Annotated in this window: 14 protein-coding genes; 9 read left to right on the plus strand and 5 right to left on the minus strand. The window is 47.2% G+C overall.

Translation table 11 applies throughout. The features are described 5' to 3' along the window. Positions 1–409: 409 nt before the first annotated feature. Complete coding sequence (locus tag NNC77_RS00460) at positions 410–3,829, minus strand: Ig-like domain-containing protein (protein WP_254969579.1); 3,420 nt, start codon at positions 3,827–3,829, stop codon at positions 410–412. Between the two features lie 294 nt (positions 3,830–4,123). On the opposite strand from NNC77_RS00460, the gene NNC77_RS00465 reads away from it, so the two are divergent. Continuing rightward, positions 4,124–4,792: a hypothetical protein gene (locus tag NNC77_RS00465; RefSeq protein ID WP_254969580.1), complete on the plus strand. Its 669-nt coding sequence runs from the start codon at positions 4,124–4,126 to the stop codon at positions 4,790–4,792. A gap of 207 nt (positions 4,793–4,999) precedes the next feature. On the opposite strand, the gene NNC77_RS00470 is transcribed toward NNC77_RS00465, so the two are convergent. Next, complete coding sequence (locus NNC77_RS00470; RefSeq protein WP_254969582.1) at positions 5,000–7,624, minus strand: glycoside hydrolase family 88 protein; 2,625 nt, start codon at positions 7,622–7,624, stop codon at positions 5,000–5,002. A gap of 284 nt (positions 7,625–7,908) precedes the next feature. Between NNC77_RS00470 and NNC77_RS00475 the strand changes: the two genes are divergently transcribed. Next, a complete protein-coding gene (locus NNC77_RS00475) occupies positions 7,909–8,505 on the plus strand; it encodes a sigma-70 family RNA polymerase sigma factor (protein WP_022120800.1) in 597 nt (198 codons plus the stop codon). Here NNC77_RS00475 and rpe read toward each other — a convergent pair. Both rpe and NNC77_RS00485 read right to left on the minus strand, forming a co-directional pair. Continuing rightward, entirely contained in the window at positions 8,502–9,155 is a 654-nt protein-coding gene (gene rpe, locus NNC77_RS00480; protein ID WP_117727141.1) for a ribulose-phosphate 3-epimerase, read from the minus strand. The two genes, NNC77_RS00475 and rpe, sit on opposite strands and share 4 nt — an antisense overlap. A 13-nt stretch (positions 9,156–9,168) precedes the next feature. Further along, on the minus strand, positions 9,169–9,297 hold the full coding sequence (locus NNC77_RS00485) for a hypothetical protein (RefSeq protein ID WP_022120798.1): 129 nt from the start codon (positions 9,295–9,297) through the stop codon (positions 9,169–9,171). A gap of 575 nt (positions 9,298–9,872) precedes the next feature. Between NNC77_RS00485 and trpD the strand changes: the two genes are divergently transcribed. From trpD to NNC77_RS00520, 7 genes are all read left to right on the plus strand, one after another. After that, positions 9,873–10,877, plus strand: a complete 1,005-nt coding sequence (gene trpD, locus NNC77_RS00490) for an anthranilate phosphoribosyltransferase (protein WP_234564306.1) — start codon at positions 9,873–9,875, stop codon at positions 10,875–10,877. A gap of 110 nt (positions 10,878–10,987) precedes the next feature. Then, positions 10,988–11,800, plus strand: coding sequence for an indole-3-glycerol phosphate synthase TrpC (trpC, locus tag NNC77_RS00495; RefSeq protein ID WP_234564307.1), 813 nt, complete (start codon positions 10,988–10,990; stop codon positions 11,798–11,800). 5 nt (positions 11,801–11,805) lie between these two features. After that, the gene (locus NNC77_RS00500; RefSeq protein WP_234564308.1) at positions 11,806–12,426 is read left to right on the plus strand and encodes a phosphoribosylanthranilate isomerase; all 621 of its coding nucleotides are present in this window, start codon (positions 11,806–11,808) and stop codon (positions 12,424–12,426) included. A gap of 28 nt (positions 12,427–12,454) precedes the next feature. Continuing rightward, complete coding sequence (trpA, locus tag NNC77_RS00505; RefSeq protein ID WP_234564309.1) at positions 12,455–13,231, plus strand: tryptophan synthase subunit alpha; 777 nt, start codon at positions 12,455–12,457, stop codon at positions 13,229–13,231. Positions 13,232–13,308: 77 nt separating this feature from the next. Further along, positions 13,309–14,508 carry a tryptophan synthase subunit beta gene (gene trpB, locus NNC77_RS00510; protein WP_118253820.1) on the plus strand — a complete coding sequence of 400 codons (1,200 nt, stop codon included), beginning with the start codon at positions 13,309–13,311 and terminating at the stop codon, positions 14,506–14,508. 22 nt (positions 14,509–14,530) lie between these two features. Next, the gene (locus NNC77_RS00515; RefSeq protein WP_254969583.1) at positions 14,531–15,982 is read left to right on the plus strand and encodes an anthranilate synthase component I family protein; all 1,452 of its coding nucleotides are present in this window, start codon (positions 14,531–14,533) and stop codon (positions 15,980–15,982) included. Between the two features lie 74 nt (positions 15,983–16,056). Next, positions 16,057–16,623 carry an anthranilate synthase component II gene (locus NNC77_RS00520; RefSeq protein WP_234564311.1) on the plus strand — a complete coding sequence of 189 codons (567 nt, stop codon included), beginning with the start codon at positions 16,057–16,059 and terminating at the stop codon, positions 16,621–16,623. A gap of 241 nt (positions 16,624–16,864) precedes the next feature. Here the strand turns inward: NNC77_RS00520 and NNC77_RS00525 are convergent, their stop codons facing one another. Next, the gene (locus tag NNC77_RS00525; RefSeq protein ID WP_234564312.1) at positions 16,865–17,845 is read right to left on the minus strand and encodes an ROK family protein; all 981 of its coding nucleotides are present in this window, start codon (positions 17,843–17,845) and stop codon (positions 16,865–16,867) included. Positions 17,846–17,920: the final 75 nt, after the last annotated feature.

Consider the following 17,920-nt stretch of genomic DNA (forward strand, 5'->3'; position numbering starts at 1 on the left):
TTCTAAATTACTAATATTCTAATGTTTTTTATTTAATGTTTTTAAGTAGAATTCCAGTTCTGAGCAGATGCTTGCTGAAGGGATGTTCCTCTTGGAACCCGAAGGCTCCGATGGGGCTACCTAGATGCGTAGCAATAGCTAAGTCGTGGTTTTCTTGTTGCAAAAGTATATAAAAAATATGAGAATATAGGTATATTGGGGGTAAAAAATTACGTAAACGTTTACAGATTTTTGCGCAAATACTATGTTTCTTACATTTCGACGGTCTGTTTTCTCAGTTCCCGTTTTTGCTGTTTCGGGAGTTGAGGGAACAAAAAAAGTGCAATATCCGGCACCCTTCTGAAAGAGGATGGGGATATTGCACTCCGAATGTTATCTGTCAATCTAATTACTTAATGTCTCTGTTTCTTTACTTTACGATGACCTTGCTTGTCTTCTTGCTGCCATCTGCCAGGGTCTTCACAATGATGTTGATACCCTTCTGAAGATTTGAGAGTTGGGTGCCGTCGGCTGCATAGATGGCGGTCTTGATGACTGCTGCTGTAGCTGTGGCGATGTTGCGGATACCGGTGCCCTGACCAACAACTGTAGCTTCGCTCAAACCGCCCATCTCGTTGGCTGCACGTACGCTCCATGTTGCAGAGGCGTCATCAACGATATAGCTAGGAGTGATGGTGAAGTCTACTACCTTGCCGTTCTTGCATACTGCCCAGAGAAGCGCGTAGTCGTTATTGTCCCAAGCGAGGGTTGTGCCGTTCAACTTTACGTTGGTTGGAGCTGAAGCCTGCTCGGTGGCTGCTGTAGGATCCCAGTCATCATCCTGACCCATTATGTTTTCAACAGTGTAGAACGCAGCTTCCTCTGCTGCGAGGATAGGACTTTCTGCTGTTTCATTGCGACGGTTTACATAATTGTCACCATTCTTTGAGTCGTAGGCATCATAAACTTTCTTTCTGTCCTTGAGGTCAACTGTACTACCTGTTGATGTGGTAGAGTTGTACTCTGCGAAACGCTTAGGATATCCGCCACTCATTTCATCCCATCCTGCTGCTGAAGGGATGGCTTCCATCTTGGTGTCAATGTAGAGCGCGATAGGTGTTCCCTTGCCCCATGGACGACCTAAGGTGTAGTTACCATTCAGGTCTTTTGCCTCAGTAGCATCCTTGATGGTACAGTCTTTGAAGATGTAGCCATACTTCTTTGGTTGAGAAGGAACGGCGAGGTAGCCTCCCTTTTCGCAAATCCAGAGTTCTACATTATTATAATATACGTCACCCTTACCGCAAAGGTAGTCGGTACGACCACGAAGGATTCCATCTTCAAAGTAGAATTTACCATTCTGGTTGTTTGATACGTAGGTATCCTGGTAAGCCCAGAGGTTTACGTTCTTGCAGATGGTCTTGTTGCTCTGGTCGTTGAGTACGATGTCGCGACCCTTGTCGTCGCCCATGCTGCTGTACATCTTCAGATCCTGGAAGTAGGTACCCGTAGCTTCCTTCTGCAGGCAGAGTACGTCGCCCTTGCCGATACCTTCCAATACGTTGGCTGGGGTCTTCTTGTTCTCGTTCTTATATTCTGCATCAGGAATGGTGTTGGTCAGAGAGGTGTTGTCCATGCCCTCACCGATGATAGATACGTTTGGCGTATTCATATAAATGGTTGGGTTGGCATAACTCTTACCGTCACCGCCAGTTACCTTGCTGTTTTCATCTGAAGGAATCTTGTAGTCGCCCTGCTTGATGAAGATGCGGAAACGCTTGCTGGTATCTGTACGCTTAGCTGCTGCATCAAGTGCTGCCTTGAAGTCTCCGTCGGTTGGTACGATGAAGTCGTAGAGTGCCTTGGTTACAGCTGGCTTGGTCTTGGTAGTGAAGTTCAGAACGATTTCCTGGTCTGTGGCATTGTCTGTCAAATCGGCTACCGAACCTGCAGCGAGTTTGAAGGTATAAGCCGTAGCGTAGTTCAAACCTTTGTATGCAAAGGTGATGGTCTTGCCGGATACGGCTCCTTCAATCTTTTGTGTGCCGAGTGTAGCGGCTGCGTTGCCGGTGAGTTTTACCTTCTCATCGAAAGTCAGTACAATCTTGCCGTTGGCAGATGCGTTGGTTGCGCCCTCTGCTGGTACGGTGTTTACGAGTACAGGTGCCTTGCCGTCGTTTACGAGCTGGGCAGTACCTGTGATGTAGATACCTGCTATTGCAATTCCGTCGTTGTTGCCTGTTGCTCCCTTGATAGAAGAAGTCTTGTCGGCAATCCAGCGGATGTATACTTCTGACTTGTTGTTGGCATCGGATGGGAGAGTAAACTCTCCGTCTGTCCAGGCTTTGGCTCCTGGCATATTGATGGCACCTACTTTGGTCCAGTCGGTTCCGTTGAGAGAGTATTCTACATTATATGTTTCGTATGCGTTATAATTGTAGAGCATGCTGCTCTTTACCTTGATGTCGGTAAAGGCTGTTGCGTTGACCTTGGTCTGCCAGTAGGTCTCACCCAGTGGCTTGGTGCTGACTGTGGTCCAGTTTACTGCAGCATTCTTTCCTTCGTAGCCGCCTGCGCTGTTGCTCTTGTCGAGCCAACTGTATGCGTTCCCGTCAGCATCACGCAAGATGAGCTGGTCTGCATCGTTGTCTTCTGCAGCGAAGTCTGCTGCTCGACCAGATTTGGCTTCCTTATAGAAGTCCCAGCCTGCGATGAAGTCTTTTGAAGAATATGCTGCTGTGAATGACTGGTCGGCGTTCATATTTATTTTGCGTTCAGCTCCTGTTTCACCATCATTCCAGTTGGTGAAGGTGAGGATGTCGTTGCTGTTGGCTGTGAGAGTTACCTCTGTTCCCTCTTCATACATGTTCTTTCCTTCAACAACGGTTGGGACAGGAGAGGCACTTATCATATAGTCTTTTGCTCCACCTTCAACCTTGTAATTCAAAGCGTAGGTGTTTATCTTCTCAAAGTTTGCCTTCAATGCTGTGTTGGTTGAGATAGAGAAGGTGTATGCTTCATCTGTAGATACCACCTGGTTGTTGGCATCTGTCCAGTTGACAAACTTGTAGCCGAAATTCTTTGTTGCTGTTACGGTGATTGATGTCTCTGCATCAAATACGGTTCCTGCAGGAGATACTTTGACTGTTCCTGCTCCTATGGTTGAAACGGCAGCCGACAGGGTGTACTGTTCAACCTGCTGAACGGTTCCGTTCAAGAGACCATTGATGTGTACATCGGCAAAGCCTTGCTGCTTATTAGAGCCAACGCCGACGGTGCAACTTAGCGTGAAGCCTTCAGTTGATGTCAGTTGGGCTTGCTGCTCGGCAGTGAGCTGGATGACGATATGGTTGGTCAGGTTTTCGTGATCCTTATATTTGTCATCCGCTGTAGTTTTGTTGTCTCTTAATGCCGTGAATTTACCCAAGTCTACAGAAGTTCCGTTGCTAAGTTTGGCGGTTACGGTTACTCCATTTTCTGAATCTGTACCGAATCGGTTTACATAGGTACTGATAGATGTTGGGGTGAATGTAAGACCCTTGCTTGGTTTAACGGTCCATTCTACGGCTTTTGTTGTGCCAACAGGACCGAAACCAGCCATGACCATCTTGTTTCCGTCTTTGTCTTTTGTAGTCTGTGATGTCTTGAGAGAATACTTCAAGTCACCGGTGTTTACGGAAACCAGACTGAAACCATTTTCTGGTGATTTAGTGTACTGCGTAGCGTAGTTGTCGTCATTAAACGGCCATGAAACGCTAGCTTCTTCGTTCTGGTAGGTTTGTGCATTTGCTACTACCATAACAAACAGGGCTATGAGTGAGAGCCCCAATCTTAGTAGATTTCTTTTCATTTGTTTGCCTTTTAGGTTGTTATACTTATTATAATTTTTATTTTCAGTTTATATTTTAAGTTTGTTGGTGCAAAAATACACTTATTATTTCTATTTAAGAACTTTTTGTTTCAATTTTGTTGTAAAAGCTACGTAATCGTTTTCGTAGTTTTAGCTCATTTTGGTTCGTATTTTTCTGAGATTCTCAAAATGATTTATTATTTTTGCCACCGAAATAAACTAGCAAATGAATCAAACTAAAATAAAGTTATTCAGCAACTAATTAATAATATATAAACTTAAAATAAAACGATTATGAAGAAATTCTTTACTCTTATTGCAGCCGTAGCTTTGGCTGCTAGTGTTAATGCTCAGACTTTTAAGTCTTTTGAAAAGACTACCGTGTTTATTACAAATCAGGAGAATGTTACTGCTGGTATTGCTGAGGGCTGGATTGCTGAAGGTAGTGGAAAGACCGCAACAACTAAGACTGGTAGTATTAATCCGGAGACTGGTGAAGAAGAGATATATAAGCAGCCTGGTCTTGATCTAAAGAAGAACAACGATGCTAAGGCTTTCAGTATTTATGTAACTGGTTTGACAAGTCTTACTGCTTATGGTGCAACGACAAGTTCATCTGACACTCGCGATTTATATGTTGTTGCTACTCCAAATGATGGTAGCGCTGCTGTTGAGATTAGTGCTTCTTCTGAGCCTAATGTTACTGCAGTTGCATCTCTTGAATTGGATGCTGCTAAGAAATATACAGTAGTATTCACTGGTGTTAAAGCGGGTGATAAAGAATCTGGTGCAGATATTGCTTTGCATGGTGTTAAGTTTGTTCCTGGTACATCTACCGGCATTTCTTCAGTAAACGCTGCTGCAGCCAAGAAGGATGGTAAGACCTATAACATGGCTGGTCAGGAGGTTTCTTCTTCTGCCAAGGGTATTGTTATCAAGAACGGTAAGAAGTATGTAAAGTAACAGATTGTATATACATATAAAACAAAAGGAGGGTGTGTCATGGACTTATGACACACCCTCCTTTGTTGTGAATATTTTCTTTTCCATCGGTGAGAATTCAATTAATAGTTTTAAATTCAGTTTACATTATAGTTAATAGTTTATAGGGCAATCTTGCTATACGGCGAAGCCGCTGTAAACTATAAACTGTAAACTGTAAACTAAGTTTTACTTATTCAGTCCCTGCATTTCCATTTCCAGACTAGCCCAGATGAAAGGACCTACGCCCTTGGCATCATTGTCGCGGATAGGCTCGCTCATGTAATAGTCGAAGCTTCCATCGCGCTTGAAGTTTGGCTTCTTGACGTATGGACCAGGGCCAGGGCCGAGTCCGCTGACAGCACAGCAGCGTGTAAGGCAGATGGTCTTGTCAGGATTTACCTGGATGAAGTTGTTCAGGATTCCCTCATAAGCCTTGATACCTGCTTCCTGATATTCCTTGCCGAGGTATCCCTTGCGGTAACCCTTGAGGAGAACATAGGCAAACATGCTTGAAGCGGTGCTCTCGAGGTAGTTGCGAGGATCCTTTACGTCCATCACATCGTACCATACACCCGTCTTCTTATCCTGATATTTCACCACGCTCTTCATTGCCTTATTTAATAAGGTGATGATTTCGCCGCGGCGAGCATAATCTTCAGGCATGGCATCAAGGCATTCGGTCATCGCCATGACGTACCATCCGAGGGCTCTTGCCCAGGTATGCTGGCTCTTTCCGTCTTCCTTGTTTGCCCAGAACTGGCTGTGGGTCTCGTCCCATGCATGCTTCCAGAGCTGGGTCTTCTCATCGTAGGTACGAAGGTCGGTCTTCACAATCTGGTCTACCGCATCGTCGAGAATCTTCTTCGCCTTCTTAGGCTTGAGGTTCTGTACGGCGTAGTTGCAGTAGAAAGGCAGCCCCATGAAGATACCATCGAGCCATACCTGGTTGGCGTAGATAGCCTTGTGCCAGTAAACGCCTTCCTTGGTGCGAGGCTGGTTCTGAAGCTGTTTGAAGAGAGTCTTCAGTGCCAGTTCGCTGCTCTTGCTAGGGAAGAGGTTGTGCATGCGGAGGATGAACTTCGCTGTGCGCACATTGTCGAGGTTGAAATCCTCATATTGGTAGCCTGTGATGTTTCCTTTTTCGTCAATCATCTTGGCTGGATATTCTTTCAGGTAGTTGATAATAGCCTCGTTGTTGGCTTCGGCATCAGCTCCCTTGAAGGTGCTCTTTCCGTCTTTGTAGTGGAGGTAGGTGTCGAGCATACCTTCCATCTCAATGCCCATCACGTAGCTCCAGCGAGGTTTCTTCGGGCTGAAGTCGAGGTTGTATGGGTGGGGAGTGCGCTGCATCTCGCTGTGGGTGAGCCACTCTGAATAGGTCTGGTAAGGACGGTCTTCCTTGTTGAGAACCAGGGAGCCGTTGATGATGAGGTTGTCGAACTTCACATCGCGGGTCTTGCCGGTCATCTTGACAGGCTGCTTGATGACACCATCGAACTTACAGTTCTTTACATGGATATTGTATACGTTTTCTATTTTGTTTCCACCGATGATGAGCACACCGTAGTTGCTCTTCTGGCAGGTAACATCTTCCATGCTCACGTTGCGCACAGTAGGTTCAAATCCGCGGTAGCAAGCCTCTTTTGGCTCATAGTCGAGGTTGATTTTGAGCACGGCTTCCTTGCATTGGCCTACGGTAACCTTGCGCATGTGGATGTTCTGGATGAGTCCGCCGCGGCAGTTGTTGGTCTTGATGCGGAGGATGCGCTCCAGATGAGGAGAGTCCATCTCGCAGTTTTCGGCGTATACATTCTCGCATCCGCCTGAAATCTCGGAACCGATGACTACGCCACCATGTCCGTCTTCCATCCGGCAGTTGCGGATGATGATGTTTCTGGATGGTTGGTTCCAGAGACGACCGTCGTTGTTTCGTCCGCTCTTGATGGCGATGCAGTCGTCGCCGGTGTGGAAGATACAGTTCTGTATGAGTACATTCTCGCATGCTTCAGGGTCGCATCCGTCTCCGTTAGGTCCTTCGTTCCATACGGTTACGCCGTCTACTGTGATGTTCTTGCAGAGCAGAGGGTGCATCACCCAGAAAGGTGAATTGATCATCTTGACATCCTTGATGAGGATGCGCTCAGAGCGTACGAAGTTGACGAGCTGAGGGCGGAGCCCCTGTCCCATGCCGAACTTGCGTTCGTCAAAAGGCACACCGTCTTCAGCCATCTTCAGCAGTCTGGCACGTGATCCCATCTTCTGGTGTTCCTTGGTTACGCCCTCCTTATATCCGAATCTGGCATTACCGTTCATTGGCCACCATGTATCGTTGTTACCACCTCCATCGATGGTACCTTTACCAGTGATGGCGATGTCGGTAACCTTGTAGGCATAGATGCATGGAGAATAGTTCCAGCATGCGATGCCCTCCCATGAGGTGCGTACCAGCGGATAGAGTTTCGGTTCGAAGGCAAACTGCAGTACGGCTCCTTCTTCGAGGTGGAGGTCAACGAAACTCTTCATCTCAATGGCTCCTGTGCGCCAGGTACCTTTCGGGATAACTACAGTACCGCCACCTTTTTTAGAAACGAGGGCGATGAGCTTGTTGATAGCCTTCTGGTTCTGTGCAGCCGAAGCGTTCTGCTTGGCTCCATAGGCAGAAATAGCATACTTCTTAGCTGCCTGCTTGATGCCTGGCAACTGTATGCTCTGTTCAATGCGCTGATATTCAGCATCGTTCCATCCGTCGGCCCAAGCGCAGGATGGGATGAGAAGCAGAGCAACGAGTAAGGTCTTAAAGAATTTCTTCATTGTCTTTGTTCTAGTTTTATGATTATTTGTATTTATGAATTCGTTTGTATTGATCTGTTTTATTCGTTTGTCGGGTCTTACGTTTAACACATCGCTGCAAAGATACGAATTTTATTTGTAAAACAGGTGCTGGTAATGTTAAAATTAAATGTTTTTGGAAAAATGTTTGGTGTTTTGAAAATAAAATGTTACCTTTGCAACGATAATTAACATTATTAACGCAATAAATACTGGGTAGCCTATTAGATAGACATTTACTTAATGAATAAAATAAAATTAAGAAAATGAGTAAACTCAATGAAATGACAGACGAAGAGTTGGCCCTGGCTTATGTCGGGGGCGACAACAGAGCCTTTGACCTGTTGCTTTCCCGCAACGAGGTGAAACTTTTCTCTTATATCCTTTTCGTGGTTCACGATGAGGATCTGGCGAATGATATCTTCCAGGAGACATTCGTAAAGGCAATCAGTCGTTTACATGCTGGCCAGTATTCCAGTTCGGGCAAATTTATTTCGTGGTTAATGCGCATAGCGCATAATGTCATCATCGACGGTTATCGCAGTCAGTGTGTGTTCCGCATGGTAGAACAGGGGAACGATAATGATCTTTCCTGTCTGCGCGGCGAAGATTTTCAGGCAGACTGTGCTGAGCAGGAGATGGTACGCAAACAGGTGCTCCGTGATGTGAAGAAACTGGTAGACTTTCTGCCGGCTCCACAACGCGAAGTGGTTTATATGCGTTTTTATCAGCAGATGTCTTTCAAGGATATAGCCGAGTGTACCAATGTGAGTATCAATACGAGTCTGGGAAGAATGCGTTATGCGCTCCTTAACCTCCGCAAGATGGCTAAGGAGCACAATATCTATCTGAATCTTGATTAGTGGAGTTCTTTCAAGGCATGGATGGTAGCATAAGGGTCTGTGCTCTTGAATACATAACTTCCGCTTACCAGCACGTCTACTCCGGCTTTTACCAGTCTTGGAGCAGTTTCTGCCTGCACGCCGCCATCTACCTCGATGAGTGCCTGGCTTCCGCTCTCTTTGATGAGCTGGCGCAGACGGCCTATCTTCTTGATGGTGTTCTCGATGAATTTCTGTCCGCCGAAGCCTGGGTTAACGCTCATCAAAAGTACCATGTCTACATCGCAGATGATGTCTTCCAGCACACATACCGGGGTAGAAGGGTTGAGGGTAACTCCTGCCTTCATGCCTGCTGCATGAATCTGCTGGATGGTGCGGTGCAGATGGGTGCAGGCCTCGTAGTGCACGTTCATCATCATGGCACCGAGCTTGGCAGTCTGCTCAATGTAATTTTCCGGGTGCTGAATCATGAAGTGAACATCGAGGGGCTTGGTGCACACCTTGCTCACGGCTTCTATTACAGGGAAGCCGAACGAGATGTTGGGCACGAAGACACCATCCATCACATCGAGGTGGAGCCAGTCGGCCTCACTCTTGTTAATCATCTCTATATCACTCTTCAGGTCAATGAAGTTGGCTGAGAGCAATGAAGGGGATACCATTGTTTTCATCTTTCTTCTTCTTTTAGTTAGGATAGCACACCTTTAGCTTCCCATTTTGCACCATGGTATGATAGGAGTAGGCTATCTGCTTGATGAAGTAGATGGTCTGAGCCGAAGGTCTCATTTTCTTTGGTGTAAATACTTGCTTCATAGGCGTGAATCTTTAAATTTGAATAATACTTCTTGTTATTTGTTGATTTCAGAACGGGCATGTCTTGAGGATGAGTTTTCCTCTTTCCGTAACCTGTTCTCTAAATAAATAACGGCGTATTGGGAAATTTATTACATTCAGGCGATTTTTTTTCTTTTTCTTTCTCCCTATATATAATAAGGTATAGTGGAGAAAACGTGAGACGAAAGTGGAGAAAAAGGGGCGCTGGATGATAAAATAGTGTTAAATCTTAAAATTTCTCGACAAAAAGTTTGTAGTTTAAAAGAAAAACTGTACTTTTGCAGTAGAAATGAAGAACGAAGGAGAATCTTTTTGTTAAAAAGAAAGAAACGCCTCGTTTTTGGTAGTAACAAACAATTAAAAGAAAAAGCAATATGAATACATTCGTATCTACATCATGGTGGTGGCGTAACTCAAGATTCCAAAAGTCGTGAGTCGAGACGCCGTATGTGGATGTGAACAACATAATATACTAGGGGCCTGCCGTAACTTACGACAGGCCCCTTTTCTTTTACAACGAAAAATAAAAATAAAAAATATAGGAGATATTAACTATGGAAATGAAGGACATTTTGAACAGAATGTTGAACCACGAGGAACTTTCTCGTGAGGAAACCCGAGACATCATTGTAGGAATCACCAAGAGTGAATTTCCTGAGGAACAGATTACAGCCTTGCTCACCGGTTTGCAGATGAGAGGCGTAACGGTAGATGAACTGCTCGGTTTCCGTGACGGAATTCTTGCCACAGGCGTGCCAGCCATCCTGGATTGCGACCGCTACATTGACGTGGTGGGAACCGGTGGCGACCGCAAGAATACCTTTAACATTTCTACTACTTCCTGCTTCGTCATTGCGGGTGCGGGTTACAAGGTGGCAAAGCACGGCAACTATGCGGCTACTTCGGTGAGCGGTGCCAGCAACGTCATCAAGAACCACGGTGTTCAGTTTACCGATGATATAGACAAGCTGAACCGCAGCATCAACGAGGCAGGCATCGTTTATCTTCATGCTCAGCTCTTCGCCAAGGCAATGAAGTTTGTAGGTCCTGTCCGCAAGGCTTTGCAGTTTCCTACCGTGTTCAACCTGTTAGGTCCTCTTGTAAATCCTAGTCAGCCTAAGTGCCAGTTGCTGGGGGTAGCCAATCTCGACCAGATGCGCCTCTACAACCAGGTTTACCAGAAGTTGGGCATCGACTACGGCATTGTGAACAGCATCGACGGATATGATGAAATTTCACTCACCAGCGACTTCAAGGTAACCACCAACAATTATGAGAAGATCTTCAAGCCTCAGGATCTCGGTTTCGAGATAGCCAAACCGGAAGAGGTGCGAGGCGGAGCAACCGAGGAAGAGGCTAAGGACATCTTTGATGCAGTGCTTGAAAACCGTGCCCTCCCAGCCCAGAAGAACATCGTTCTCGCCAATGCAGCCTTCGGCATCCAGGTAATGGAGAAGGGACAGAAGAGCATAGAGGAATGTGTGGAGATAGCAAGAGAGAGCATTGACTCGGGTAAGGCACTCGCTACCTTCAAGAAATTCGTAGAGATCAACAGTTAAAGGTAAAAGGGTAAAAAGGTAAAAAGAGCCTTAACCCCTTTGTACCCCCGTTCCCAGCGATTCCATCGCTGGTCTCCCAAGTCTTTATCTTAAATAAAAAAACGAAAAAAATGGCTGATATTTTAGAGGAAATTGTGGCTCATAAAAGAATAGAGATTGAGCAGCGCAAGCGCTTTATCCAGCCACGGCAGATGATAACCCTCACCGAGCAGAAGATGCAGGAGGATGGGGGACGGGTGCCGGGCGGAAGCATGAAGGAGGCACTGATGAACTCGGAGACGGGAATCATCGCTGAATTCAAGCGCAAATCGCCTTCCAAGGGCTGGATCAAACAGGAAGGTAAGCCGAGCATCATCCCGCTCGCCTACCAGCAGAACGGAGCCTCGGCGCTCAGCATCCTCACCGACATTGATTACTTTGGAGGATATGATGAGTATATTCAGGAGGCGCGCCATGTGGGCGTTACCCTACCTATCTTATATAAGAACTTCGTGGTAGAGGAATACCAGCTGCTGCAGGCGAGATACTGCGGAGCTTCTGCCGTTCTGCTCATTGCGGCCTGCCTGACCAAGGAGGAGTGTAAGCAACTCATGAACATGGCACACCAGCTGGGCATGGAGGTACTGCTCGAGATGCATAATGAGCGCGACTTCGAGTATGCTGAACTGGAACCGGATATGTATGGCATCAACAACCGAAATCTTGGAACCTTCTTTACGGATGTGGAGAACAGCTTCAGATTGGCAGAGAAACTTCCGAAGGATGTGTGCAGGGTGAGCGAGAGTGGCATCTCCAACCCGCAGACGGTTCTCCGGTTGAGAGAAGAAGGCGGCTTCAGAGGTTTCCTGATGGGCGAACAGTTCATGAAACAGGCAGACCCGGGCGTGGCGCTTCAAGAGTTTATTAAGCAGTTGAAACAATAAAGAAAATGTTAGTAAAGGTTTGTGGAATGCGTGAACCTGATAATGTAAAGCAGGTTGCGCAACTCGGCGTTGATATGATGGGATTTATCTTTTATCCTAAGTCTCCACGGTATGCCAGTCATGTGCTGGCTCGCTCTGATGCTGACCGCAATGTGTGCCGAGTGGGAGTCTTCGTGAATGATTCCATTTCCAATATGTTGGATAAGATTCATTCATTCTCTCTGAATGCGGTGCAGATGCATGGAAATGAGAGCAGGGAACTGTGTGAGCAGCTGCGTGCAGCAAAGGGGAATATGAAGATAATCAAAGCCATTAGTGTTTCCAATGCCGGGGACATTCAGAAATATAAGGAGTATGTAGGCGCTGTTGACTACTTCCTTTTCGACACCAAATGTAAGACGGTGGGCGGAAGTGGTCAGCAGTTTGACTGGCAGGTACTGGATGAATATGATGGCGATGTTCCATTCCTGTTGAGTGGCGGCATCGGTCCGGAAGATGCTTCCCGCATCCTGTCTTTCCATCATCCCCGATGCGTAGGAATCGACCTCAACTCCAAGTTTGAGATAGAACCGGGACTGAAGGATGTAGAGAAACTCAAGGAATTCCTTTTAAAGGTAAAAAAGTAAAAAGGTAAAAAAATAAAAAAGTAAAAAAATGAATAAGATAAATGCATTATTTGCACACAATAAAGACCGCAAGCTTTTGAGCTTGTATTTCTGCGCCGGATGTCCAACTTTGGAAGGTACCGGTGATGTAATTAAGGCGATGGAGCGCAAGGGGATAGATATGATTGAGGTAGGAATCCCTTTCAGTGATCCGTTGGCTGATGGTCCTGTTATCCAGAGTGCCGGAACCGTGGCTCTGAAGAACGGAATGACGGTGAAGAAACTCTTCGCTCAGTTGAAGGAAATCAAGGATGAAGTGCAGCTTCCACTCGTGCTGATGGGTTATCTGAACCCTATCATGCACTACGGCATTGAGGCTTTCTTCAAGAGCTGCGTAGAGAGCGGAGTGAGCGGCACCATCATCCCAGACCTTCCCTTTGATGATTATCTGAAGGTGGTAAAACCCATAGCCGACAAGTATGACATCCGTGTCATCATGATGATTACCCCTGAAACCAGCGAGGAGCGCATCCGTTTCATCGATGAGCTTACCGATGGTTTCATCTACATGGTCAGCTCCGCGAGCATCACGGGCGCCCAGAGCAGTTTCGGCGATGCCAAGTTGGCTTATTTCAACCACATCAATGGCATGAATCTGCGCAACCCACGCATGATTGGTTTCGGCATCAGCAACAAGCAGACGCTTACCAGTGCTCAGGATAATGCAGCGGGAGCCATCATTGGCAGTAAGTTTGTAACCCTGCTCAATGAAACCGGTGATCCGGATAAGGCTTTAGAGGGGCTTTTTGAGTGCCTCGAAAAGTAGTTGATAGTTAACAGCGGCTTCGCTGTATAGCAGGCTTGCTCTATAAACTATAAATAATAAATTATAAACTAAGTATTATGTATCAAGTTGACGAAAAAGGATTTTTTGGAAAATTCGGAGGAGCTTATGTTCCTGAGATATTATATAAATGTGTAACCGAGTTGCAGCAGGCTTACAAGCCAATCATTGAGAGCGAGGAGTTCAAGAAGGAATACCGTGCGCTGCTCAAAGATTATGTGGGCCGCCCTTCACCTCTTTATTATGCCAAGCGCATGAGCGAGAAGTACGGATGCCAGCTCTATCTGAAGCGCGAGGACCTGAACCATACCGGTGCACACAAAATTAACAACACCATCGGTCAGATTCTCATGGCCAAGAAGATGGGCAAGACCCGCATCATTGCCGAAACCGGAGCCGGACAGCACGGTGTGGCTACCGCTACGGTATGCGCCCTGATGAACATGAAGTGTGAGATTTTCATGGGTGCCACCGATGTGGAACGCCAGCATACCAACGTAGAGCGTATGAAGATGCTGGGAGCCAAGGTGAACCCTGTGCGCACCGGCAACATGACGCTGAGCGATGCCTGCTCTGAGGCCATACGCGACTGGTGCTGCCACCCACAGGATACCTTCTACATTGTAGGTTCTACCATGGGTCCGCACCCTTATCCAGACATTGTTGCCAAGATGCAGAGCGTAATCTCTGAAGAACTGAAATGGCAGCTTGAGGAGAAGATAGGCCGCAACTATCCTGATTACCTCATCGCCTGTGTGGGTGGCGGAAGCAACGCTGCCGGAACCATCTACCACTACATTGATGATGACCGCGTGAAGATATATCTGGCTGAGGCTGCCGGACACGGAATAGATACCGACTATACCGCTGCCACCATGCACTGTGGCACAGAAGGCATCATCCACGGAGCCCGTACCCTCGTGATGCAGACCGAGGACGGACAGATAGAGGAAGCCTTTACCATCAGTGCCGGTCTCGACTATCCGGGCATCGGCCCTATGCACGCCGACCTTGCCACATCGGGCAGGAGTCATGTGCTCGCCATTAAGGATGATGAGGCCATCTACGCCGGTTACGAGCTCACCCGCATGGAGGGCATCATTCCGGCTATTGAGAGTGCGCACGCCGTGGCAGCCCTGAAGAAGATGAAGTTCAAGAAGGATGATGTGGTGGTGCTCACCGTATCAGGCCGTGGCGACAAGGATGTAGAAACGTATTTGAGCCATAAGGAAATGGCAGGAGAGTACGGAAACTTCTAATAGCAAAGATTTAATTTTTAAAATGGCAAAGTTTAGTTACAAGACAGTTACCCGCAAGATTCTCGCCGACCTCTATACGCCGGTGGGAGTCTACATGCGACTGAGAGATATTTATCCGCAGTCGGCTCTGATGGAGAGTTCCGACTATCATGGCTCCGAGAATTCGCGCTCCTTCATCGGTGTGCATCCGCTGGCAAGCATCGCCGTGAGTCATGGTGAGGTCATCAAGACCTATCCCGACGGAAGAGTAGAGAAAGAGCAGCTTCCGGCCTTCGGTGCCGGTCAGGGTGAGGAGTGCAAACTCGCCATCTCAAAGAGTATCAACGACTTCATCTCTTCCTTCCATGTAGAGGGCGAGAGCAAGGAGTTCTGCGGACTCTATGGATTCACCACCTTCAATGCGGTGAGATATTTTGAGAACATCCCTGTTAAGGATACCACCATGGAGAAGAATGATGCGCCCGACATCTATTACATCATGTATAAGGACATCATCGTCTTCGACCATTTCAATAACATCATGGAACTCATTGCGCTGAGCGAGGAATTCGGCTCAGAGGAGGGAAGAGATGCTTCACTTACCGAGCTCGACGAACTGCTTAAGGCGGTGAACAAGGCAAATGTGAAGCCTTATGATTTCCACCCTGTGGGCGAAACCTTTTCTACTCTCACCGATGAGGAGCACAAGGCAAACATACGCCGATGCATACAGCACTGCCTGCGCGGAGATGTATTCCAGATTGTGGTGAGTCGCCGCTTCGTACAGAAATATGAGGGCGATGATTTCAAACTCTACCGTGCGTTGCGCAGCATCAACCCTTCGCCTTACCTCTTCTATTTCGACTTCGGCGGTTTCCGCATCTTCGGTTCTTCGCCTGAAACCCATAACCGCATTGTGGGCAATAAGGCGTTCATCGACCCGATTGCCGGAACCACCCGACGCACAGGAGATATGGAGCAGGACCGCAAGGCTGCCGAATTCCTGCGCAACGACCCGAAGGAGAATGCCGAGCACGTGATGCTGGTAGATCTGGCACGCAATGATCTGAGCCGCAACTGTCATGGGGTGAAGGTCGATTTCTACAAGGATATGCAGTTCTACAGTCATGTTATCCATCTTGTGAGCCGTGTGAGCGGAGAGTTGGATGAGCATGCCGACCACATCAAGGAGTTTATTGATACCTTCCCTGCCGGCACGCTGAGCGGTGCGCCTAAGGTGAGAGCGATGCAGATTATATCAGAGCTGGAGCCTCACAACCGCGGTGCCTACGGAGGCTGTATCGGCTTCATAGGTCTGAACGGCGACCTGAATCAGGCCATCGTGATACGTACCTTCATCAGCCGAAACGGCGAACTCTGGTTCCAGGCGGGTAGTGGAGTAGTGGCAAAGAGCAATGATGAGTATGAGCTAGAAGAGTGTAACAACAAGCTCGGTGCGCTGACCAAGGCGATTCACATTGCTGAAGAATTGTAATAGTGATTAATTATTAGTGATTAGTGATTATTTCTCGCTGATTGTACTCAATAATCAATAATAAATAACAAAAGATGAAAGTAGTAATCATAGATAATTACGATTCCTTTACCTATAATCTTGCCCATCTGGTAAAGGAGTTGGGAGCTGATGTTACGGTGTTCCGCAACGACCAGTTCCTGTTGCCGGAGCTGGAGCGCTTCGACAAGATCATTCTGAGTCCGGGTCCGGGCATTCCGTCGGAGGCGGGACTGCTGATGGATGTTATCCGCAAGTATGCAGGCCGCAAGCCGATGCTGGGCGTATGTCTGGGTCATCAGGCCATAGGCGAGGCGTTTGGAGCCAAGCTTACCAATCTTTCTGAGGTGTATCATGGAGTGGCAACCCCTTGCACCCAGTTTGGCAACGATGTTATTTTCGACGGGTTGGACAAGCGCATAGAGATTGGCAGATACCACTCTTGGGTGGTAGACCGCTCGGGATTCCCTGACTGCTTGGACGTTACGGCAGTAAGTGATGATGGTTGCATCATGGGTCTGAAGCATAAGAACTATGATATTCATGGTATCCAGTTTCATCCGGAAAGCGTGCTGACGCCAGACGGCAAGAAGATGGTGAAAAACTGGTTGGAAAAAGCTTAATGACCTTAATGACCAATGACCTTAATGACCACCATGACCGCATGGTGGTTGTTGAGGTTTTTTGTTTTATGATAAGAAGAAGCAAAGCCTGACGCTCTCTCGAGTGCCAGGCTTTTACAATTAACAATTTTAATTCTCGCTACAATCCTCTCACGAGTTTCACGAGTGGAATCTAACCTGAAAGAGTACCTTTCCCAATAAAGGAAAGGTCTCTAATAACCTTCTTAATCTTTAAAAATATTTACATATCCCAAGCCACAGCACTCGCACCGAGTACGGCAGCAGAACTACCATCAAGGGTAGAAACAAGGAATTTAGCCTTACCCTTGAAGGTGCGGAGCACGTGCTCATCATAAGCCTTCTGGATAGGTTTCATGATGAGGTCGCCAGCCTTGGTCAGACCACCGAAGAAGACGAAAGCCTCTGGTGAAGAGAAGGCTGCGAAATCAGCACAAGCCTCACCGAGCATCTTGCCGGTAAACTCGTATACACGCAGTGCCAGCTTGTCGCCCTTGCCTGCAGCAACGCTCACATCATAAGATGTAATATCCTCAGGGTTCATCTCGCGGAGCAATGAAGGTTCATCGCTCTTCTCGAGGAACTCGCGTGCTGTGCGAGCCACACCAGTGGCAGAGCAGTAAGCTTCGAGACATCCTGTACGGCCGCATCCGCAGATACGACCCTCTTTGCCACGTACCATGGTAACGTGACCCAATTCGCCTGCGAATCCGTCGCAGCCGTAAACCATCTGTCCGTTGATGACGATACCAGAGCCAACGCCTGTACCGAGCGTAACGTCGATGAAGTTTTTCATGCCTCTTGCTACACCGTATGTCATCTCGCCGAGCGCAGCAGCGTTGGCATCATTGGTCATACCTACAGGCAAGCCGCCGAGGGCTTTGCTGAACAAGTTGGCCAATGGTACCACTCCGTCGTGTGCCCAAGGAAGATTTGGAGCGAATTCAATGGTTCCATTATAATAGTTTGCGTTTGGCGCACCGATACCCATTGCCTTAATCTTGTCAATGCCGCCTACCGTATCAATGATAGGCTGGAGAGCTTCTACGGCTGCCTTCACATAGTCTTCAACCTTTTTGTAACCGCCTGTCTTGATGGCAGTTGTTGCTTTGATCTCTCCGCGAGCATCTACGATGCCGAAAACTGAATTTGTACCGCCGAGGTCAAGGCCTATTACGTACGGTTTAAGTGTATTATCTGTCATGTTAATTATTTAAAATTAGTTAGAATTATTTTATTTCTCGGCAAAGATACTGAAAACTTTTGAATCTCGTTTATT

Origin of the sequence: Segatella copri, from assembly GCF_024330485.1 — a bacterium.
Lineage (GTDB): Bacteria > Bacteroidota > Bacteroidia > Bacteroidales > Bacteroidaceae > Prevotella > Prevotella copri_L.